General features: G+C 38.5%; 17 protein-coding genes. 7 read left to right on the top strand and 10 right to left on the bottom strand.

Annotation, left to right across the window (positions count from 1 at the left end):
* Positions 1-5: 5 nt before the first annotated feature.
* From rpoN to ispG, 4 genes are all read right to left on the bottom strand, one after another.
* Positions 6-1,454 carry an RNA polymerase factor sigma-54 gene (gene rpoN, locus ACRD64_RS03820; RefSeq protein ID WP_430931840.1) on the bottom strand — a complete coding sequence of 483 codons (1,449 nt, stop codon included), beginning with the start codon at positions 1,452-1,454 and terminating at the stop codon, positions 6-8.
* Positions 1,455-1,696: 242 nt separating this feature from the next.
* Positions 1,697-3,145, bottom strand: coding sequence for an asparagine--tRNA ligase (gene asnS / locus ACRD64_RS03815; RefSeq protein ID WP_430931839.1), 1,449 nt, complete (start codon positions 3,143-3,145; stop codon positions 1,697-1,699).
* A 138-nt stretch (positions 3,146-3,283) separates the two neighbouring features.
* Positions 3,284-4,069: a hypothetical protein gene (locus ACRD64_RS03810; protein WP_430931838.1), complete on the bottom strand. Its 786-nt coding sequence runs from the start codon at positions 4,067-4,069 to the stop codon at positions 3,284-3,286.
* A gap of 168 nt (positions 4,070-4,237) precedes the next feature.
* Entirely contained in the window at positions 4,238-6,079 is a 1,842-nt protein-coding gene (gene ispG, locus ACRD64_RS03805) for a (E)-4-hydroxy-3-methylbut-2-enyl-diphosphate synthase (RefSeq protein ID WP_430931837.1), read from the bottom strand.
* A 903-nt stretch (positions 6,080-6,982) separates the two neighbouring features.
* Here ispG and ACRD64_RS03800 point away from each other — a divergent pair.
* The 7 genes from ACRD64_RS03800 (at position 6,983) to gldA (ending at position 16,242) form a co-directional block, all read left to right on the top strand.
* On the top strand, positions 6,983-7,963 hold the full coding sequence (locus ACRD64_RS03800; protein ID WP_430931836.1) for an MBL fold metallo-hydrolase: 981 nt from the start codon (positions 6,983-6,985) through the stop codon (positions 7,961-7,963).
* A gap of 38 nt (positions 7,964-8,001) precedes the next feature.
* Entirely contained in the window at positions 8,002-9,219 is a 1,218-nt protein-coding gene (locus ACRD64_RS03795; RefSeq protein ID WP_430931835.1) for a DUF1566 domain-containing protein, read from the top strand.
* 3 nt (positions 9,220-9,222) lie between these two features.
* Entirely contained in the window at positions 9,223-10,272 is a 1,050-nt protein-coding gene (locus ACRD64_RS03790; protein ID WP_430931834.1) for a sensor histidine kinase, read from the top strand.
* Positions 10,265-10,978, top strand: coding sequence for a LytR/AlgR family response regulator transcription factor (locus ACRD64_RS03785; RefSeq protein ID WP_430931833.1), 714 nt, complete (start codon positions 10,265-10,267; stop codon positions 10,976-10,978). Before ACRD64_RS03790 ends, ACRD64_RS03785 begins: the two co-directional genes overlap by 8 nt.
* A 149-nt stretch (positions 10,979-11,127) precedes the next feature.
* The gene (locus ACRD64_RS03780) at positions 11,128-12,483 is read left to right on the top strand and encodes a hypothetical protein (protein ID WP_430931832.1); all 1,356 of its coding nucleotides are present in this window, start codon (positions 11,128-11,130) and stop codon (positions 12,481-12,483) included.
* A gap of 72 nt (positions 12,484-12,555) precedes the next feature.
* Positions 12,556-15,270, top strand: coding sequence for a sulfatase-like hydrolase/transferase (locus ACRD64_RS03775; RefSeq protein ID WP_430931831.1), 2,715 nt, complete (start codon positions 12,556-12,558; stop codon positions 15,268-15,270).
* 60 nt (positions 15,271-15,330) lie between these two features.
* Positions 15,331-16,242, top strand: a complete 912-nt coding sequence (gene gldA / locus ACRD64_RS03770; protein ID WP_430931830.1) for a gliding motility-associated ABC transporter ATP-binding subunit GldA — start codon at positions 15,331-15,333, stop codon at positions 16,240-16,242.
* Between the two features lie 88 nt (positions 16,243-16,330).
* Here the strand turns inward: gldA and pdxH are convergent, their stop codons facing one another.
* The 6 genes from pdxH to ACRD64_RS03740 all read right to left on the bottom strand — a co-directional run bounded on the left by pdxH (position 16,331) and on the right by ACRD64_RS03740 (position 22,914).
* The gene (gene pdxH, locus ACRD64_RS03765; RefSeq protein WP_430931829.1) at positions 16,331-16,963 is read right to left on the bottom strand and encodes a pyridoxamine 5'-phosphate oxidase; all 633 of its coding nucleotides are present in this window, start codon (positions 16,961-16,963) and stop codon (positions 16,331-16,333) included.
* Positions 16,964-17,011: 48 nt separating this feature from the next.
* Positions 17,012-19,285, bottom strand: coding sequence for a patatin-like phospholipase family protein (locus ACRD64_RS03760; protein WP_430931828.1), 2,274 nt, complete (start codon positions 19,283-19,285; stop codon positions 17,012-17,014).
* A gap of 10 nt (positions 19,286-19,295) precedes the next feature.
* Positions 19,296-20,033, bottom strand: a complete 738-nt coding sequence (locus ACRD64_RS03755; RefSeq protein ID WP_430931827.1) for a TylF/MycF/NovP-related O-methyltransferase — start codon at positions 20,031-20,033, stop codon at positions 19,296-19,298.
* 232 nt (positions 20,034-20,265) lie between these two features.
* On the bottom strand, positions 20,266-21,546 hold the full coding sequence (locus ACRD64_RS03750; protein WP_430931826.1) for a hypothetical protein: 1,281 nt from the start codon (positions 21,544-21,546) through the stop codon (positions 20,266-20,268).
* Complete coding sequence (locus tag ACRD64_RS03745) at positions 21,530-22,096, bottom strand: RNA polymerase sigma factor (protein WP_430931825.1); 567 nt, start codon at positions 22,094-22,096, stop codon at positions 21,530-21,532. Before ACRD64_RS03745 ends, ACRD64_RS03750 begins: the two co-directional genes overlap by 17 nt.
* A 20-nt stretch (positions 22,097-22,116) precedes the next feature.
* Positions 22,117-22,914 carry a hypothetical protein gene (locus tag ACRD64_RS03740; RefSeq protein WP_430931824.1) on the bottom strand — a complete coding sequence of 266 codons (798 nt, stop codon included), beginning with the start codon at positions 22,912-22,914 and terminating at the stop codon, positions 22,117-22,119.
* Positions 22,915-23,291: the final 377 nt, after the last annotated feature.

Below are 23,291 nucleotides of genomic sequence, written 5' to 3'. Positions count from 1 at the left end.
ACCCATTATAACTCTTTGCGCAACCTGGCAACTGGAATGTTCAACTGCTCGCGATATTTGGCAACCGTTCTTCTGGCAATGTTATACGACTTTTCCTTTAATATCTGCGATAGTTTATCGTCGGTTAAAGGTTTTCTCTTATCCTCAGCTTCGATACATTCCGAGAGTATTTTTTTGATCTCGCGTGTAGATACTTCCTCACCCGAATCCGTTTGCATACCTTCGGAAAAGAAAAACTTTAATGGGAAAATCCCAAAGTGTGTTTGGATATATTTACTGTTGGAAACCCTTGAAATTGTGGAAATATCCAACTCTGTTATTTCGGCTATATCCTTTAATATCATAGGCCTCAACTTTGTTTCGTCCCCTTCTAAAAAATATTCTTTCTGGTATTGAAGAATAGCATTCATAGTTACCAACAAGGTATTCTGCCGTTGTTTGATGGCATCGATAAACCATTTGGCGGAATCGAGCTTCTGTTTCACAAACATAACAGCCTCTTTTTTATCCTTGGATCGGTTTTTTTTGTTACCGGAATAATCTTGCAACATATCTGAATACGTTTGGCTGATCCTAAGTTCTGGAATATTACGGATATTTAACGAAATCTCCGGCTTACCATCTTTAATCTCTAAAATAAAATCGGGGATGATATGCTGAACCATTTTGTGCATGGGGTTACTATATGAGCTTCCCGGCTTAGGGTTGAGCTTGAGTATTTCCTCTATCGCGTCTTTCACATCTGCTTCTTCCAGATGCAGGCGTTTGGTTATTTTATCGTAATGCTTTTTGGTGAACTCCTCAAAATGGTACTTAATGATATTGTAAGCATCCTCAACAGCAGGAAAACTTCTGTCTTTTTTTTCTAATTGAAGTAACAAACACTCCTGCAAATCCCGGGCACCAACACCTACAGGTTCGAAGTCCTGAACTATTTCGAGCACATCCAACGCCTCACGCTCTTCCAATTCCACATTTTGGCTAAAGGCTATATCGTCGATAATTTCATCTATCTCCCTGCGGAGGTATCCGTCTTCATCAATATTACCGACTATGTGCTCGGCCATCAGGCGCTGCCGCTCATCTAAAATACGCAGCCCCAATTGATCTGTCAAAAATTCATGAAAAGTAGTGCCATCCGAAAATGGAATATCTTCATGCTTATCGTCCTTGGAAAAATTTCGGGATTGAAGCTTGTAAGCTGGAATATCCTCATTTTGAATATAATCGTCAATAGAAAGCTCATCCTTTTCAACTTCCTGCTCTTTTACCTCGGGCTCGTCAGAATCGTTATCTTTACCCTCGCCATCAAGTTCTAAAACCGGATTTTCTTCAATTTCTTTCTTGATGCGTTGCTCAAGTTGTGCCGCAGGAATCTCCAACAGTTTAATCACCTGAATTTGCAAAGGTGATAATTTCTGAAGCAACTTTTGTTGTAAACTCTGTTTTAACATATTTTCCTTTCTTCAAGCAGTTGAAAGATGCAACATATTCAACAATAAATTGCACGTGTAAATAAATGACACACGCACAGCATCACAACAAAATTAAGATAATTCGCTTACATATGTAATAATTTGAGCCTATTTTTGTATCTACATTAAGAATAAAAATAAATTGGCCTAATTTTTGAAAGAAAAAAGCAGCTTACGTTTCCGCAAGCTGCTTTCCTCTAATTTTTTACGTTTATTATTTCCTAAAACTCAGCGTTTTTTGGTGTACGTGGAAATGGTATTACGTCCCTAATATTGGTCATCCCGGTAACAAACAACATCAATCGCTCAAATCCCAATCCGAATCCACTATGGGGAACCGATCCAAAACGTCGGGTATCCAGGTACCAGTACATTTCCTTTTCAGGCAAATCAAGCACTCTCATGCGCTCCACTAACTTTTCGTAGCTTTCCTCCCGTTGCGATCCTCCAATGATTTCGCCTATTTGCGGGAAAAGAACATCCATGGCTCTTACCGTTTTACCATCCTCGCTTTGCTTCATATAAAAAGCTTTGATCGACATTGGATAATCCGTTAAGATAACCGGTTTTTTAAAATGTTTCTCCACCAAAAAACGTTCGTGTTCTGCTTGCAGGTCGCTTCCGAATCCGTTAACCGGATACTGGAATTTACCTTTTTTCTGCGGTTTAGAGTTCATTAAAATCTCAATCGCCTCGGAATATGTCAGTCGGATATAATCGTTCTCAACCACAAAGCGTAATTTTTCAATCAATTCCATCGAACGCTCTTCCACTTTCTTTCCTTTTTCTTCTTCCTGAAGACGCTTGCTCAAGAACTCCAAATCTTCCATGCAGTTTTCAAGTGCATAATTGATTAGGTACTTGGTGAATTCTTCCGCCAGGTCCATATTATCGTTCAAATCATAAAACGCCATCTCCGGCTCAATCATCCAAAACTCTGCTAGGTGTCGCGTCGTATTGGAGTTCTCGGCCCTAAATGTAGGCCCAAAAGTATAGATCTCGCTCATCGCCAAAGCCGCCAATTCTCCTTCCAGCTGACCTGAAACAGTAAGGTTGGTCGATTTCCCAAAGAAATCCTGGCTAAAATCAATGTCTCCCTCTTCCGTTTTGGGAATATTGTTCACATCAAGTGTAGTCACCCTAAACATTTCGCCCGCTCCCTCGGCATCCGAGGCGGTGATAATGGGAGTATGGATATTATAGAATCCTTTTTGCGAGAAAAAATTGTGCACGGCAAAAATCATGGCATGACGCACGCGCGTAATAGCACCAAAAGTATTCGTTCTGAAACGCAGATGCGCAATCTCCCTTAAAAACTCCAATGAATGTTTTTTAGGTTGTAATGGATACTCGTCGGCATTACAATCGCCCACTACCTCAATCGATGTGGCCTGTATTTCCACCTTTTGCCCACTACCCGAAGATTCACTCAAGATTCCGTTCACCGAAATAGCAGAACCTGTCGTAATCCTTTTTACCAGCTCTTCGTCAAACTTTGGAACATCGGCAACAATTTGCAAATTATGAATAGACGACCCGTCGTTAAGTGCAATAAAATTTACGAATTTATTACCCCTTCGGGTTCTTACCCATCCTTTTACATTTACTTCTTTTCCGAATTCCGTTTCTTTTAGGACATCGGCTATTTTTGTTCTGCGTATTTGTTCCATTTGTAATTACTTATTTTTTAAAGGCCGTAAAATTAATGAATTGTTTGCTAAAGTTGGGGTTACGTTCCCAATTATTGGATATTTTTAACAAAAAAAGCCGGATAAAAATCCGGCCCTGATATCACTTTAGAGTGATATTTATTTTTTACTAAACATGGCTAATTTATTATCCATATTTAAATAATACTTTCCTTTTTTCAATCCGGAAACCTTAACGGTTTGTCCGTACCCTTTAAATATGATTCCTCCGTACTCATCATAGATTTCGTACAAAGTTGGTGCAGAAAAATGAAGTACGTCATCCACTTTGTTCGGCGAAAAACTCACCTCTGGTTTGTTTGAATTATATGTAACTTCCTTTGAATATTTTGGCTTACCCCTATAATCGGTCTGCTTAATCCTGAATTTATTTTCCCCTGAATGGAAACGTACCTTCGCTTCGTACGAACTCTCCTCCGCTGCCCCATTGCCATTTACTTTACCGACTTCAATCCATTTGTTCCATCTGAACTGCTCTACCACAAAAGGTATACTGCCTGCTTCCTTAACAGCCGACCACTTTACCTTATCTCCATCCACAGCAAGTTTAGTGACTTCAAAGGTAGCACGGGCATTTAAAACTTCCGGGTTTAAAACAATGGGCTGGCATCCTTCTTTAAACTTGATACCCACTGTAAGGGGCTGTCCCTGTTTAAAACCATAAACCGATAAATCCACTTCGAATGCACTCGAGTTGATTTCATCGGTTGAGGTAAGACCATTTACAGTAACCTCATAAACACAGAAACCAACACCACTTGGCGCAAAAGGATTTTTCACAAATAAGTTATCTCCTTGAAAAGTACCAGATAATACAATTTCCTCCGACTTTGCCGAAGAAAACACAAGGGTAAAGAGCACAATAGTGTATAACAGTCGTTTCATTGATTTCAATAATGGGGTTTATCTTGAGTTTTGCAATTTAGAAAAACATAATCAACCGTGCAAAAAAAGATACAACACTATTTGTTAAAATACACTATTTTCGTTTAACACATGATGAATTATACACTTTTTACTATCAACAAACATAAAACGCTTAACTCAGTAGCTCTAAACGGGCTCCGTCCAGTCTCCATTTTGTTTAATAAGTTGTATTAGTTCGTCGACTGCTTCTGTTTCTTCTACATTTTTTTTAACCACCTCACGCTGATGGTATAAAGTAATTTTACCGGGACCCGATCCCACATAGCCGTAATCCGCATCTGCCATTTCGCCCGGACCATTGACAATGCACCCCATAACGGCTATTTTCAACCCTTTTAAATGTGCCGTTTGGGATTTCACCTTGGCAGTAGTCTCCTGCAAGCCAAACAAAGTTCTTCCGCATCCCGGACATGAAATATAATCAGGTTTTTCAAAGCGTACCCTCGCCGCCTGCAATATAGAATATGCTGTTTTATTCACCATTCCGGGTTCTGCTTCTTCGTTGTAATCAATCCAAATACCATCTCCAAAGCCGTCCAACAACAAGGGACCAAAATCGCAGGAGGCCATAAGCTGGCTATGATTATTAAACAACTCCCGGTATTTTTTATAGATAACAACGGGACACTTTATTTCATGCGCCGTTAACATCAAAAATGCAGCTCTTTGCTCAGCGATACTATTATTATTGTTCGTTTTTAAAACAAGCACAACGTTTTGGTAAGATTTTAACTCACTTAATAATTCAGGGTTAAAATCCGAATAAACAACAGTTACAAATACCAGCTCTGTTTTTATCTCTTTTAAACTACTTATTTGATGAACATCTAAAAGAGGAAAACAACTTATCTTATCGTTTAATTTTTTCCACCTTTCTAATTCAACAATATTGGCTTTTGAATTACTACCATTTGCCGAAAAAATATAATCCGGGCAGTCTGTCAATGTTTTTTCTTTACCAACAACAACGGGAACATGGTTACCTCCAATATTTTTAACCGCATTTGATTCCCTTTTTACATATTTAAAAGGAAAATACTGCGCATCCAATACAGGCGTTATCAAATCGTGATTTGATTTTTCATGAGTATAGGCAATCAGGTCATTGGCCACCGGAATTTCATTTTCAGGGTCTTCGGTAAGCGAGACCCGGATGGTATCCCCAATCCCATCAGCCAGCAAAGTGCCTATTCCTACCGCGGAACGAATTCTTCCATCCTCACCTTCACCCGCTTCGGTAACACCCAAATGCAATGGATAATTCATCCCTTCTTCATGCATTTTCTGAACCAATAGCCTAACCGTGTGAACCATGATTCGGGCATTACTAGCCTTAATACTTAAAACAATATGATGAAAATCCTCACTTTGACAGATCCGCAAGAACTCCAAACATGATTCCACCATTCCCATGGGCGTATCGCCATACCTGCTCATAATCCTATCGGACAAAGAACCATGGTTTGTTCCAATTCGAATAGCTGTATTTTTTTGCTTGCAGATATTCAACAGTGGGATGAGCTTCTTTTTCACCAGTTCCAATTCTTCGTAATACGTTTCGTTGGTGTAATCAATGGATTCAAACTTTTTGGCACCATCCACAAAGTTTCCCGGATTGATCCTCACCTTTTCGATATGCTGTGCCGCAATATTGGCGGCATTTGGGTTAAAATGAATATCAGCCACCAAGGGGCCATTATAACCTTGCTGCTTTAATTCCTTATTGATAAACTCAAGATTATTCGCTTCGCGCTGTCCTTGTGTTGTCATGCGAACCATCTGCCCCCCGGCATCAAATATTTTTTTTATCTGCTTAACCGTGGCTTCGGTATCGTTGGTATTGGTTGTAGTCATGGATTGAACTACAATAGGGTTGTCTCCTCCCAAACGTAAATTACCTATCTGTACTTCAGAAGTTTTATATCTCGAGTAATTAAATATGTCGATGCAATAATCGGAACTGCTCATTATTATGCAATTTTAGAACTTCACAAAAGTAAGGTTTTCGATTGATAAATTTAAATGTACTCCTGCAACCAACTATGATACCACCCTACTCCACATTGCAAGGTCGCTACTCGTCAATATGATGTTGCTACCTAGGTATGGGACTTTGCTACTGAATGATATATCTGTGCTACGGATAAATATGCCCTTGCTACAAGCAAATGAAGGTGTGCTACTCACGCAAATACAGTGCTACTACCACTTTTTTAAGGGGGTGCTAATTTTCATTAAAATACCCCTTGGGCGAAACCCCACAAACTTTTTTAAACCCGGATTATGCATTGGAACTTCGTCGTGAACTTTGAAAGTGCAATAAAACAAGGCTTTACTGAAACGAGGCATCGCATCGTTATGGTGAGTTGAAGTGAAGCAGCGGAGTGTCTTGTTTTGAAACAATTTCAATGTGTAATAGATTTTCTAATGCATATTGCGGGTTAAAACATCCTTCAAAAATGATAGGCCGACAAATAGTAAGAAAGAGAGTCTGTACAATCCGGCAAAAAATCCAGCCGTTTTATAAGTACCATTCTAGCTTCACGCCAAATTACAAGCTGTCTCAAAATACCCGTACTTATATAAACCACTGGCAGGTATGTATTGTTATAAAAATTGAATTGATGAAAGTGAAAGAATACCATTTTGATACTCGTTAACAATTCTTCAGCAAGAGATCTTCGTTATATGCCCCTAAACAACAGGAAATGTTTACCTCACGAGAATAATAATCCCACGAAGTTTTAATTATTAAAATCCATTGCAAATCCCTGTTTGTTGATAAAATCCCCTCAAACGTCAATTACACTTTTTATTTGTTCACAAAAGTACGTTGTTTGTTTAAGAAACAGGAAACTTAAAAATAAAACGATGAAGTACTTTATAACTTTCATGTTGGCCATTTTAATGATATTTCATTTGAATGCCCAAAATACAACAAACTCCAAAACGAAAGCAGCGAATACCGCACCCCATTCGATTTATCCAAAGGGAGCAATAGATAATATCGAATTGAGCGTTACGATTATTGGCTCAGGTAATCCTCAATATAATATCGATCGTTCCGGACCATCGGCCTTAGTGCAGCATAACGGAGTGAAATTTCTTGTGGACATGGGAAATGGGACCAGAGCACAATTGGAGCAGCTGGGATTCACCAGAAGAAACAGTCCGGATGCGCTTTTGATAACCCATCATCATTTAGATCATAACGAGGAGTTTATACCAATGGTTCATCAGAAATACATGTCTCCCGGAGAATTTTTAGTAGCCGGCCCTGCTCCCATAAAAGAGATGACAGATTATGTGACGAAGTTTTACAAAGAAGACCTTGAATATCGAAGAAGCAATAAAGGACAGACTTTTGATACAAACAACACCAAGGCAACAGTAAAAGAGCTGGCAGGCGAAAATACATTCAGCTTTAAGGATGTAACAATCTCTACCATCCAGGTTCCACATTCTATTTATACACTCGCTTATCGTTTTGATGCCAACGGAAAATCAATTGTCATTTCAGGAGATCTTTCATACACCCCAAACCTGGCAAAGTTGGCCTTGGATGCCGATATACTGGTGCTCGACTGTCAAATTATTCGGGAAGGAGCAAGCCAAAACAGGCGAGCAAGAAATAAAAAAGGAAATAGCGCCCATGCCAGCATAGAAGAAGGCGCCAAGATGGCAGCGGAGGCCGGAGTAAAGACCCTTGTGATTACACATCTTTCGGGTGCGGCCATTGACGAAGAAGCTACCAAAGCAAAGATTGCCGAACAATTTAAAGGTAAAATAATTATTGCAGAAGACTTTTTAACCGTTTCAAGCGATGGAGAAGTTTTTACGCTTCAACAGTAAACAATGAAAACCGTAAATTATATAAAGGGGGATAAAAAATGAGAAGAAAAATATTCACACTAATCATGGTGCTTACTTCCGGTTTTTTGCAGATAAATGCACAAACTACATCGGCAGTTGGCCAATATAAAATAGTCGATACTCAACAACAAAAGTGCTATAACAACGAGGCGGAGATTAGTTCCCCGGCAAAAGGAAATGCATTTTACGGACAGGATGCACAGTTTGATGGTAATCAAGCCTCTTATACCGATAATGGTGATGGAACAATTACTGACAACGTCACCGGTTTAATGTGGCAAAAAGGTTTCGAGGCCATGAGTTATGACGAAGCCATAGAGAAAGTGAAAGCGTTTAACCTGGCAAATCACACCGATTGGCGTATTCCGAGTATTAAAGAAGCTTATTCGTTAATGCTTTTTAGCGGCGTTGATGCCAGTAGTCGTCAAATGTATGAAGTGCCTAAAAGTGCAAAACCATTTGTGGATACCCATTATTTCGATTTTGAATATGGGGCAAACGGCGACCGGATTATCGATACACAAATGATGTCATCAACCGTATATAAAGGAAAAACCATGGGAGGTAATTCAACGGTTTTTGGCGTTAACCTGGCTGATGGAAGAATAAAAGGTTATCCTATTTCCACTCCTCGCGGAGATAAGAAACATACCGTTCGTTTTGTAAGGGGTAATGTTAATTATGGACTCAATAATTTCAAGGATAATAACGATGGTACAGTATCCGATTTGGCTACCAGCTTGATGTGGCAGAAAAATGATAGTGAAAAGGGTATGAATTGGGAAGAAGCATTGGCTTGGGTAGAACAAAAGAACGCGGAAAATTATCTGGGGCACGACGATTGGCGATTACCAAATGCCAAGGAGTTGCATAGTTTGTTAGATTATACAAATGCGCCTCAGTTCAATCATCAAGCTGCTATTAATTCTATATTTGCAATCAGTGAAATAAAGGATGAAGCCAATTCAAGTAATTATCCATTTTTCTGGTCATCGACAACACTCGTTGGACAACGAGGAGGACAACAGGCTATTTACATGTGTTTTGGTGAAGCTTTGGGTTTCATGAAAAACCGTCGTACAAATGAAACTACTTTAATGGATGTGCACGGTGCAGGTGCCCAACGAAGTGACCCAAAAGTTGGAGATCCCAATGACTATCCACAAGGGCACGGTCCTCAGGGCGATGTGATACGAATTAATAATTATGTACGAATGGTGCGTGATTTTAAATAAGATATGCTTAAGAACAAGAGAGAAAATATAGCCTATTTAATTATCTGGTCCATTGTAATTGCGCTTCCCGTATATACCTTGCAAGGAGGACGGGAATTTAGCCAGATGAGAGTTTATATGGAATGGATTCGTCTAATCCCTTTTCTCTTGATTTTTGTGATCAACAATAGCATTCTTGTTCCTCAATTATTGCATAAAAAACGGACACTATACTATTTGATTTTAGTTACCTTGCTTGTTACGTGTGTCACTTTAGCAAGTCCCTTGTTAAAGTTTCTACAAAACGTAGTGTTTGATTCGTTTGAACAAGTGCAGAGAACTGCTCCCCGCAGGGCATTGGCCAGGTCTTCTGAATACAAAATGGCCACCAATATATTAATTTCCTTTCTGGTCATTGGGTTTAATAATGCCATTAAACTTTTAATCCAAAGGGAAGAAGAAGAAAAGCTTCGAGAGCAAAAGGACAAAATTCATTTGCAAACAGAACTATCCTTTTTGAGGAATCAAATTAGTCCTCATTTCTTTATGAATACCTTGAATAATATTCATGCTTTAATAAGTTTCGATACAGGTCAGGCTCAGAAATCAGTGATCCAATTATCCACCTTGATGAGGCACCTGCTCAATGACTCTCAAACGGGGACATCAACCATTAAAGAGGAGTTTGAATTTATTAAGTCATACATCAACTTGATGCGAATTCGTTTTTACGACAATGTAAAAATCACCCTTCATCTTGATGTAGAACAAAATAACAGGACTATTCCTTCTCTGCTTTTTACTTCATTGGTAGAAAATGCCTTTAAATATGGCATCGACGACACCAAAGAATCCTTTGTAACTGTAACGGCTAATATCAAAAACGACGAACTATTTTTTGAGATATCCAATAGCAAAGCGGAGGTGCAGCATGAAGAAGAAACAACTGGATTAGGGCTTATTAATTTAGAAAAACAGTTAGCATTGCTCTATGGTGATCATTACAATTTAGACATTATTGAAACTGAAAAGACATACTGTGTTAACCTGAAAATACCTTTGAACAATGATTAAATGCATAGCAATTGATGACGAACCCTTAGCCATGAGGCAAATCGAAGCATATATCAAAGAAACGTTATTCCTGGATTTGGTGGGGACTTTTAGAAATGCCATGGATGCTTTAAATTTTTTAAACAGTCATCCCGTTGATTTAATGTTTGTTGATATTCAAATGCCTAAGTTAAACGGATTAGATCTTGTTAAATCGTTGACACATCAACCTCAGATAATTTTCATAACAGCCTATAGTCAATATGCTATTGATGGTTTTAAATTAGATGCTTTAGATTATTTGTTAAAACCATTAGACTATCCTTCGTTTTTAAAAGCAGCTAATAAAGCATTGACTCATTTCAAATTACTTGAGAATAAAGAGGAGCATCTAAGTTCAGGACCAAATCATATTTTTATTAAATCAGAATACAAAGTAGTTCGAATAGAGTTAGATAATATTATTTATATAGAAGGAAACAGAGGATACTTGCGCTTTTTTATGGAGCATGGAAAACCCGTAATGACTTTATTAAGCATGAAAAAAATCGAAGAGAAATTGCCCCCTTCCAGGTTTATCAGAGTTCATCGCTCCTACATTGTAAATCTCGAAAAAATAACGATGCTTGAACGTTCTCAAATTATTTTTGAAGATGTTCGTATACCTGTAAGTGAGCAATATAAAGAAAAATTGCAAGGGTATATTGATGATAATTTTGTGCTCTAGCTGTATCATTTTGAAAAACTAAAAATGATACTGGCATAAACAACCTTTATATTCAAGTTAACCTTTTTAATCGATTAATAATTTAAATATGAGATACATATTTACAACCATTCCAGTGCTTTCTTTTATTAATCAATAAAAAATATATCATGAAGAATCTAATATTTCTTATAATTTTCAGTTCGATAGCAGTATGTACTCTAGCTCAAAAGCAACATACAAAAGCAGTTACTACTAATTCTTATTTAAATGTCCCTGCCGAAGGCGTTCTGAGCAGCGGACTAATCCCCGATATGAATGCCTTTACAGCAGAAGGAGCACCCATTAAAGTTAGAGAATTGTGTAAGGGGAAATATACCGTTCTTGCTGCGGGATGTTTATCTTGTCCACTTTTTCACCAAAACTACCCTCAAATAGAAGCAGCCTTTGCCGATTACAAGGATAAAGGCGTTCAGTTTTTTTACTTCTACAAATCCTTAAGGCATCCCGAACTTGATGGTTATGTGCAAGCCCAAAATATATCAGAGCGTTTACTTCAGTTGGCAGAAGCACGGAAGAAATTGGGAACCAAAGCGCCATGGATTGCTGACACTATGGAAGACGATATCCGTATTGGATTACGCTCAGGCTCCTGGTCTGTTTACCTTATTTCGCCCGAAGGAGCGGTTGTGTACGCTTCAGGCAGAATTGACGGACAGGCCCTGCGTGACGCTTTGTCGAAAGCTGTAGGGCCCGTCGCGACACCAACCAAGACAATCGACCTTAATCTACCAGTAATCTCCAGACCTGGAAAGTTAGTCAATGAAGACTCAGAATGGGGCGTAGCTCGTCCTGAGGGTTTATCAATACTAAGCATAGTTCCCGCCTCCCCTGAAGAAACCTACTATGTAAAGTTGCGTGCCGAAGCAGACGATGCCCTCCTGACTACCGGAACAGGAAGGCTTTTTCTGGGATTTTACCCCGATCCCATTCACGATGCGCACTGGAACAACCTCACTCCACCAATGAAATATAAACTTACGTTGACAGAAGGGGTGACTGCTACTCCTGCAGAAGCTTCAGCCAAAAAAGGCAAAGGAGATAGTGATACGAAACCACGCCAGTTTTGGGTGGATATTACTTCCGAAAAACCATTTGAGGAGATTAAGTTAGAGTTAGATTATTTTGGATGTACATCAGAAATGTGTTTGCCTTTAACTCACGAGTACACCATACGAATGGAAGATGAGAACCGTGGTTCCAGAACCTATGGAATGAATAAAGGTAACAGGAATAATAAAAGGAAACCACAAGGAGGAAATGACCGTATGAAACGTTTGGATACCAATCAGGATGGTTTAGTTTCCTTCGAAGAATTGTATACTCAAATGAAGAAACGACAAGGTGATAGGCTCACCAAAGAAAGAGCCAAACAGAATTTTGATAAAATGGATTCAGATAACAATGGTTTTATTTCTTCGAGTGAACTTACAAATGCATCTCAAAAGTTCAACAATAAAAGATAAGTCATAGTAAGAATAACCCATTAAACTATTGTAGTTTATGGTAGTATATCTCATTTATTTTAATCTAAAACTATGCATAAATTATTCATCACCATAATTATTTTGTTCACGCTATTGGTTAGTAAAATATGCCAGGCAAATGAGCGGCCTAATATACTTTTAATCATTGCTGATGACATGGGTGTTGATGCCCTCAATGGTTATGATATTGGCACAATTTTGCCCAATACGCCTCATATAGATGAATTACGCAATGCAGGAGTAACCTTCACCAATGCATGGGCTTGTCCAGCATGTGCACCAACCAGAGCCTCCATGCTAACAGGTAAATATGGTGCAAATAGTGGGATTAATACAGTACCCGGAATTTTAGGAACGGATCAAAAATCTATTTTTAAGGAAATTAACGAGCTTACGGATAAAGCCTACGAAACATGTGTCATCGGAAAATGGCACAATGCTCGTCCTAAAGACATTGATCATCCCTATTTGCATGGCGCTGATGATTTTATGGGGGTAAATGGTGCAGGTGTTGATGATTATTTTAATTGGACAAAAGTTGAAAATAAAGATACATCAGCTTGTACGGATTACGCCACATCATATTTTACGGATTATGCTGCGCAATGGATTAAAGAACAGACAAAACCCTGGTTTATGTGGTTTGCACATGTTGCTCCCCATACGCCTTTTCATGTGCCGCCAAGTGACTTGTATACTTCCGAAGATGTGAATTCAAACCTGCAGAAATTTATAGCCATGATAGAAGCTATGGATCACGAAATTGGACGTCTATTAGATTCTATCCCTCAAACAGAACTAGACAACACCGTCATTATGTTTGTAGGTGATAATGGCACAGCTGGCAATATCTTGCAAGGCTACCCATCTCCCAAAGGGAAAAATACCGTTTATCAAGGAGGTATTCATGTGCCATTGATTGTTTCGGGGAATGGCGTAAGTCGACAAAACGAAACAGAGGATGCGATGATTAACGTAAGCGACTTTTATGCAACCATTGCGCAAATAGCAGAACCCGATGCATATCCTACAAATCAAGTAAACGACAGTTATAGTTTTAAGCACCTTTTAAGCAATAGTTCAGAACCAAAACGAACTTATAATTACATGGAACTGGGTGCTAACCAAACCGTTTCAACGGATGTATATACAATAAGGAATGCGCAATACAAAATTATTTATGATGTAAAAGGAAATAAAGAATTTTTCGATTTAAGCGCTGACCCGTATGAAACGAACAACTTATTATTAAGTGAATTAACTACGGATCAACTGAGTGCGAAATTGGATTTAGAGCAACAAATGTTAGCCATAAATGGGATATCATTTGAGGATGAAGATTCGGATGATGGCACGAGTATTCCAACAAATAAATATAACATAGTAGATACGGGAGTAAGCGATTTTTACGATAATAATTCTATTATTTCAACCCCGGTTAGTGGTGAGCCATTTTGCCGTCAGGATGCACATTATAGTGGCAATCAACCCTCTTACACCAACAATGGAGATGGTACGATTACGGATAATGTAACCGGATTGATGTGGGAACAGGACATGGGAGAAAAGATATCCTATGCGGATGCATTTGTGAAAGCAAAAAATTCAACCCTGGGCGGTTATAGTGACTGGCGGGTACCTACCATCAAAGAATTGTATTCATTGGCTCAGTTTACGGGTCGATGTTTTGGTGATAATGCAGTAGATTTATTTATTGATACCGATTATTTCAATCATCCCATTGGGGATACGTCTATTGGCGAACGTGAAATTGATGCCCAAACATGGTCGAGTACGCAGTATACTGGTTTAATTATGAGAGGTGACACGGCTGTATTTGGTTATAATTTTGTGGATGGACGTTTAAAAGGTTATCCAAAATATGTGAAGTCTACAGGAGAGGCAAATACCATGTATTTTAGAATGGTAAGGGGTAATGAGGATTATGGTATTAATAATTTTGTGGATAATGGAGATGGCACCATAACGGATTTAGCAACAGGCTTAATGTGGCAGCAAGGAGATGATGGAACTGCTCGAAACTGGGAAGATGCCCTACAATATTGCGAAGACTTAACACATGGTGGACATTCGGATTGGCGATTACCCAATGCCAAAGAACTGCATAGTATTTTGGATTACACACGTTGTCCTGATGTGACCAATTCGCCAGCTATAGATCCTCTGTTTTCTTGTTCATCATTTAATAATCCGGATGGAGATGCCAACTATGGGTACTATTGGACCAGCTCACCCTTGATGGATGGCCCTACGCCATATACAGATGCTGTTTATATGTGTTTTGGAGAAGCGCAAGGTCAAATGTCGTTCCCCCCCACCAATGTAGCGGCTATATACGATACCCATGGAGCAGGAGCCTCAAGAAACGATCCCAAAGAAATGGGAAGTGACACTTATCCAGACTACTTTGGACCTCAGGGTGACATTCGCTATGTAAATAATTACGTGAGAGCAGTAAGGAATACTGATGAAAAGGATGATGATAGTTCAGTAGGTGATGAAGCATCGATTGATTTTAGTGCTTACCCAAATCCTACAGAAGGATGTTTTAACATAGAGTTAGAACGAAATTATGCTTTGCTAAAAGTGGAGATTATAAATATAGCGGGTAAAACGCTAAGCAATTATACATTTAATAACCAAAATCATTTGAGTATTAATATGGTTGGACCCAAAGGAATCTACTTTGTTCGAATACAAGCTTCTAACGGTGATACAGTTGTAATTAAAGTCATTAAAGAATAAGGATATTTTGAATTGTAATCGGTATTCCATTAACTTTACCCGTCCAATTAAAATACAAGCATGTCTATATCAGTATCGCAAGTAACAAGGGAGTTTGGAACTCAAAAAGCCCTAAATAACGTATCGTTTGAAATTGCCTCGGGTGAGGTGGTAGGATTTTTAGGACCTAATGGAGCCGGCAAATCTACCATGATGAAGATTATTACTGGATACCTTCCACAAACAACAGGCAAGGTAATGGTTTGCGGACTGGATGTTACTGATAACACATTGGAGTATAGGACCAAGATTGGATACCTACCCGAACACAACCCGCTTTACTTAGATATGTATGTGAAGGAGTATTTGACGCACATTGCAGGTATTTATAAGCTTGGCAAGAACACCAAAAAACGGGTAGAAGAAATTATAGATATGACGGGTCTCTCCCCTGAAAGAACCAAAAGAATTTCAGCTTTATCGAAAGGTTATCGCCAAAGGGTAGGATTGGCCCAGGCACTTTTACCTGATCCTGAAGTTCTTATCCTGGACGAACCGACTACTGGACTAGATCCCAATCAAATTATAGAAGTTAGGGATCTGATAAAGAAAGTGGGCCAACAAAAAACAGTCATGTTGTCCACCCATATCATGCAAGAGGTTCAGGCCATATGCGAAAGGGTAATCATCATTAACAAAGGAAATATTGTTGCCAACGAAAAAGCCAGCGACCTGACCAATACTTCATTAAAAAACAACTTTGAGTTTACCTGTGAATTCTTAAACCCTGTTGAAAAAAGCATTTTCGATAACATCGAAGGTTTAATTGAGATTAAAAACCTGACCGTCAATAAATATCATATCTCCGCATCCTCAGATATCAGGCCGGAAATTTTTGACTGCGCAGTAGCCAATAACCAAAAAATTATCACACTCACACAAGACCAAAAAAGTATGGAAGATGTGTTTAGGGAGTTGACGAAGGTAAAGTAACATCGCACATTGGTCAACATTGCTTTGCCATTACAAATGGGAGCGAGGCATTTACAGCTTACAAACAGTCGCACCCCTAACCCGTTAATTAGGGTGCCAACCTTTCTCTGACCCACTCGTCCTTTATCAATCGATACCTGATTCTATCGTGCAAGCGCCCCGGCCGTCCCTGCCAAAATTCAATTTCGGCAGGTAACAAAGCATATCCGCCCCAATTCACAGGCCTTTTTATTTCCTGGGCTTTGGCTTCCTTAAACCAATGCTCCAACTGTTCTCTACTTTCCACCACCCGGCTCTGAGGAGAGGCGATTGCACTCACCTGGCTATCAAAAGGGCGTGAGTTGAAGTAAGCTTCACTTTCAACTTCAGATATTTTTTCAACCACGCCAGTTACTCTAATTTGACGTTCGAGCCCCGGCCAAAAAAAGTTGACCGCGGCATTGTTGTTTTCTTTTAAATCGCTTCCTTTTTTACTGTTGTAATTGGTAAAAAACCACAGACCTCCATTTGTATCTATATTTTTAAGAAGCACCATACGCGAAGAAGGCATACCACTTCCCGAAACAGTTGATAAAGTCATAGCCGTAGGCTCGAGCTCTCGTTTACCGATAGCTTCACTTAGCCATGCTTTAATCTGGTTAATTGGGTCAACGTCTAACTGATTGGCTAATAATTTTTTCCTGGTATAATCACTCCTTATATGTGATAGATCTCTTTTCATGACTATTTGTTAGATAAGCGTTAAACAAGATATCCCCTTAAAAGTTTATCAGAACGGGAACCCTACGGTAAAATGATATCGGCTTTTGTTGTGCAAACTCGACCTGCCATAGCCAAACTCAATGGGCCCAATGATGGAATTATAAGCAAAAATTAAATTTACCCCAAAAACCACGCCTTCCGAAACAAGGCTTTGAACAGGGATAAAACTCAGGTTTTCAAATTCGTTTCTGTAATCCATGGCTCCGCCTGATAGCTTGGCGTAAAAATTATTAAAAGCCTGGTATTGAAGATTGATGTATCCCATTACAAATTGCCGGGCCGAAACTTCTTTCGAAATCATTCCCGGAAAAGGGATATCTCCACTGCGCGAAGTCGATTCTAATCCCCCTAAATAAAAACTTTGAGCGCTGCCTAATCGCTCTGTAGCCCCACCTGCAGCCAATGAATATGCAATGTTAAACCTGGAATTTACAGGTATAATATGTTCAAAGGTTACCTTAGCTTTCAGATAGCTTTCTTTCGGAATATCCAAAAGATCATCGAAAGTAACATATGAACTATCGGAGCCCTTGTATATGGTACCAAACCCCAGTGGATGTGCCAACCGGATATCCAGCTTACTCCCTTTAGTGGCAAAAAACTGGTCGTTAAAAGAATTCCTGTTGTAATTCAAGGTCAACCCCCACCAATTATTACCTAACTTATCCACATCATCCGTGAACAGGTCTAAAAGACCTTTCCCGGAATTACTCAACTGCCTTCTGAAATAAACACCTCCCCTGACAATACTCTTGGTATTGGGTGCATAAAAAAAACCGCCTTCCACATTCAGGTAATTTTGTTTTATTCTGCCAACTTCATCACCATCATCGGCAAAGAAAGGCACAGAATTAAATTCCCACCTGGTTTTAAGATAATTACCCATCTTCTGTCTCTGGCCTCTGTAATCCAAAAACTCGGCATTAAATATGGGATACTCCGAAAAGTTAAGGCTCATGGCAAATTTAGATCCCTTTATTAACTTATTTCGGAACGCCACATTAAAAATGGCACCGGCCTTATAAATATTATCATATTGGACCGAGAAATTATATTTGCTTCTATAGGCTTCTTTAGGCAGGAGGGTAAGCACATAGCCGGTTTTTCCTTGCGCGAGGGTATAGTTAATGTTTTGCACATATCGGGTTCCCATAAGTTGATGCAGGCCACTGTTAATTTCATCCTTTGTATACCACTTGCCTTTTTCAAGTCCGGATTTCCCCAGAACAAAGGTCTTATCCAAATATTTAAGCTCTCCTACCTTAATGTCCTCAATATAAATCTTATCCAGCAATTCTGGCTTCGACACCGGTTTCTTCGGGTACAGACTCAGAAAGTCTGCAAGCGAAGCCAGTTCGTCATACCGCTCTCTGGCAGCAATTTCCCCCAACTCAATAATGGCTTCACCATCAAAAAAACTGGCCGAACTGTAACCCGTCAAATCGGGTGCAATAAGAATATCAGTTTCTTTCAATGAATTTATTGCTTCATAATTGCTTCTAATCATGGCAGAGCCCATCAGGATATCTCCTATCGACTTAAAATCATCGAAACTCGGTTTTTCCCGGAAACCAACGTTGACCGTGATAATAATATCGGCTCCCATTTCGCGACAGGTAACCACCGGGATATTATCCAAAACACCTCCATCAACCAATAACATGGTATCTAATCGCACCGGCGAAAAAACTGATGGTATGGCCATACTGGCGCGCATTGCTGTCACCAGGTTGCCCGACTCGAAAACATATGGTTCTCCTGATATTAAATCGGATGCCACGCAGCGGAAAGGAATTTCGAAATCGTCAAAATCTTCGACTCCGGCTACATGCCAGGTCAGATAGTTCATTTGCTCGGAAATACCTTGCCCCTCAACAACGGCACTAGGTAATTTCGGCCCTTTGGGGGTAAGGTCAAACTGAAATAGAAATCGATTGTAATCATGCTTTTCCTCGGGTACGACTTCCGATAAGGGGATCCTATCGCTCAGCATGGTGTTCCAGTCCATCAAACGAATGATTGAATCCAGTTCGTGCGCGGAATAACCTATCGCATATAACCCCCCCATGATACTTCCCATGCTGGTTCCCGCAATATAGTCTGGTCTGATATTCAGTTCCTCCAAAACCTTTAACACACCAATATGCGCCATCCCTTTTGCTCCGCCACCACTCAGGACAAGGCCTATCTTCGGCCTATCATCCTCCGTAAAAACCTCCTGGGCAAATGCGGCAACAGCTGTAAAAACGATAATGGTAATGAGGCTAACTGATTTAAGCATGGTTATCGTTTTATGATTTGTTTTTGGTCAGCAAAACAGATCCATACATATCATATAGCTCCACAAATTGTTCGGGCACCGTTAGTTCAAAATCGTCAACAGCCTTTCTAACTCCCTCCCAGTTATGGTTATAATCGTGTATCAAAATAGAACCCCCTGGAGATAACCTTGGATAAAAAAACTGCAATCCGTCCAGTGTCGATTGATATAAATCAGCATCCAAGTGCACAAAGGAAAACACATTGTTTTCCAAACCCTTGGCCGTGTCAGGAAAAATCCCCTCCCTTATATCTATCTGATGATTTCCCTTGATATATTTCTCGACTTCATCTTTACTGGTTTGTTCAAAATTTACCGTCTGTGGCCGCACTGTTCCATCGCAATCTTCTCTGATTACCTGGGTAGGCAAACCGGAAAAACTATCAAACAAATACAACCTTCTATCCGGCATTAAATGGTGAATAATTTTTGCCGTTTCTCCTTTAAAAACACCTACTTCAGCTATGTCTCCATCAATTTTCTTGTTTTTTAATCCCTCCAAAACAAACCAAAAACTATAAAAACGGTTTCGGTCCTTAAACTTACGCTCCGTTTGTACGATGACTTTAGGTACTTTTTTCTTTTTTACCAACTCTAACCACTGGTAAGGTTTAAAAAGTTTAAAATTCCAGAAACTCCAGAAATAGCTAATCGCTAGCCATGCCACAATATTAATTATTAACAGGTTAAGATATAATATGAAATTCATTTAACTATAATATTTTATACTGAGTACAAAATATCAAAAATTGGCGTGCAAATACATGATAACCTTAAAATAATACGAATAAAATTAAAGTTCCCTCAATTTTTTGCGGTAAATAACCATTTAGAATATAGTAACTTCTTCGATAACCCGACAAAACAAATAGAATTATTTACAACAATTCATTCCTATGCCGTCTGAACCAAAAAATAGCACCTGGTATAAAGCCGATCGGTTAATCCTTATTTTTATTCAGTTTGTACACCAGATTAACGTTTGCTCCCCATCCGGAATTTTTGACTTTGAGGTAACTGTACTTTTGCAGTGGCATTGAATAATAAGGATGAGCAGCAATACTCCACCTATCGTTCATGTGATAAGTATATTTAAATCCTAAGCGAAGTTTTGCAAACAAATGACTATTTTCACCTGCATCAATCTTCTTTTCTGTCTCCACATTGGGTTTATTGGTTATATCAAGAATATGAGTGTATTTCTCGCTCAGAAAAATACGCGACAGTGCAGATAATGAGACATCTAAACTATGATTATCATTTGATAGTACTTGATAGTTAATCCCTATTGGTATATCCAAATAATTCCATTTATGGCTATCTACAACCGTTGTATCAGAAACAAGTTGTAAATAGGATGTATCAGGTTTTTCTATGATTTGACTGTACCACAATGCTTCTTTCTTACTTCCTGAATTAAGACCGAAATTAATACCTCCGTGAATACTCATTTGCTGGCTAATCTTCCCTGACAAACCTATTCCTACTGATTTAGAGAGACCTTTAATTCCATTTATGTTACTTTCCGTTTCCAATGATGATGACATATAAATCCGGTCTGGTCCGGTAAATTTTTCGTAGGCATCCTGTTTAAAACTGATAGTAGGCCAATTGATATGAAAGGTTTTCTTGTGTTTAGTTTTCTTTCTCTCACTTAAAAAATCATCTTGATGAAGTGGCAGACTATCTTGTAACAGTATATATAGAATATTTGAATACGATGGAATAGATGGCAATTTTTGCAATAAATCACCTTCCTTTTCATACATACTTTTATTTCCACTTTCCTTATTTTGAGTGTCTATAAAAACATACCTCTTTGTAATCATTGGTTCATAAAAGCCACTTTCTTTTTTTGCATAAACCTCAGACATTCTTGATTCCATTGCTCTCCGGACACTCTGATGATAATGAATGGAATCATTTTCTTTTAATTGATGAATTTCATGCTTTAAACGCTCTAGCTCTTCTGTTACATAATTGTTATCGTTTGTATGTCTTATACCACCGTAATCCCTCCAAAAATAATAAACTACCACCATAAATATTATTCCCGAAGCAAAACCTAAAAACCAGGGTTTATAGATTAAAGGAACCGGTGTTACATGACTATTCAGTCTTGCATTCAGTTTGTTCCAGGCCTCAGGATTATAGGCCGGCTCATAACCATCAAGATTATGCTTGATCATATCTGTTAAACGATCTTCACCTGGCCTGCTCATAATAATAATCATTTATAAGTTCACGTAATTTTTGCTTAGCACGGGTAAGGTTAGAGCGTGATGTACTCGCTGTAATATTTAACTTTTCGGCAATTTCTTCATGATTAAATCCCTCAATAACATATAAGTTAAAAAACATTCTGTACATAGGAGTTAAACTTTGCATTAACGCAATAATTTCTTCGGCTTCAATGGCCTTAAAATCAAATTTAGCTTGATCAACAACTTCAATTTGTTCGAGCAATACAAGATGGTTTTGATTTACTTTGGAACGATAACTATCAATAGCAGTGTTAATAATAATCCTACGAAACCATGGTTTGAAGCTTTCGACATTGGAGCATTGTCCCTTTTTTGTGAACCATTTAAAAAATGCGTCATTACATATCTCTTCTGCCTCAATGCGTGATTTAGAATAGCGCAAAGCAATGCTCATCGCATACCCATAATAGATACGATAAAGATGCTCCTGGGCGTTTTTATTACCCTTGGAGCATCTTTTAAGTAGTTTTTTTAACTTTTTTATATCTGAGCTTTCGTATAAAGGCACCTTATAGTAAATGGATTTGTTTACTCTTTTATTTGTTCTATTTCCTTTATCTTAATGGCTATTACATTTTCATCGGTAATAAAATCACAAGTATGGCCTCCTCCAATGTCATCAATAGACAAATATTGCAACTTCACTTTTACCAAGTCATCAACTTTGGCTTCATAGGTTATTTCTTCATCAATTTCTACAGGTATAAAATACTGTATCGAATCGCTTGAAGCACTCTTTAACCATTTGTTATTCCATTTACCAATCTCACTACATTCTGCATCTACAACTTTAAGTTCGTAGTTATAATAGTGAATGTAAGTTTGTGGTTCCTCAAAAGGCACAACCACTTCTTCCTCATATCCTTTTACTACAAAGTGATTATCCGTATTGGTAGTATTTACTACATCAAAGTATAAGTTTTCATCAGTCAATAAATCCTCTGGTATATTTAAATCGTCCAGACTTATATATAATGAGTCTTCAACATTTCTCGTACCATCATCATCACTAGTTAAATGGTAAATATCCAATCTAATCATCTTATTTTCTTCTTCGGTTCCAACCTCACCATTCCATGTAACAGAAAATTCATGCGATTTATTACCTCCAACATATTCAATGTTGGAAAAAAGATAGTTGTCATATACTCCTACATTGGTTAAAGTAAAATCTACAGCATTTACATTTGCTGCAGTTGGTGGGGTAGTGGCAAACTTTAACTGCGAATCTATTTCAGGCTCCGGATTATTATTATCGTCATTATTGTTACATGCCAAAAGTCCAAATAACAAAATTAAGCCTACGTATGATATATTATTTTTCATAAGTCTAAAAATTAGTAAACCTTAAAAATCAGAACAAACTACTATTCCATGTCCAATTACAGCGGTTTGATGTGTTCATATTTTGTTGTTAGAAGAAAATGAAACTCGCCATATCCTTGCTGTCCCCTAGAAAAACAAACACTAATATGCTGAATTATCAACTCATGTTAAATTGATTGTACCCCCCAAGACGTAGTTATTAACTTAAATGCTGCGTGAGTTGGTAAAAAAAATGAAACAAAAACAACAAACACATATATCCAACTCGTTACCTGCGCCTTAAGAAGAACTCACTCCATTAAAAAACTTGAGACTTATTTTCAAACGTTTCAATTATAGCTCTATTTCTCCGCTTTCGTTTATTTTGTTTTACTTTG

Source organism: Saccharicrinis sp. 156 (assembly GCF_050589685.1).
Taxonomy (GTDB): Bacteria; Bacteroidota; Bacteroidia; order Bacteroidales; family Marinilabiliaceae; genus Saccharicrinis.
Note: the sequence above shows the minus strand (reverse complement) of the source record. Positions and strands in the feature narration are given on the sequence as shown.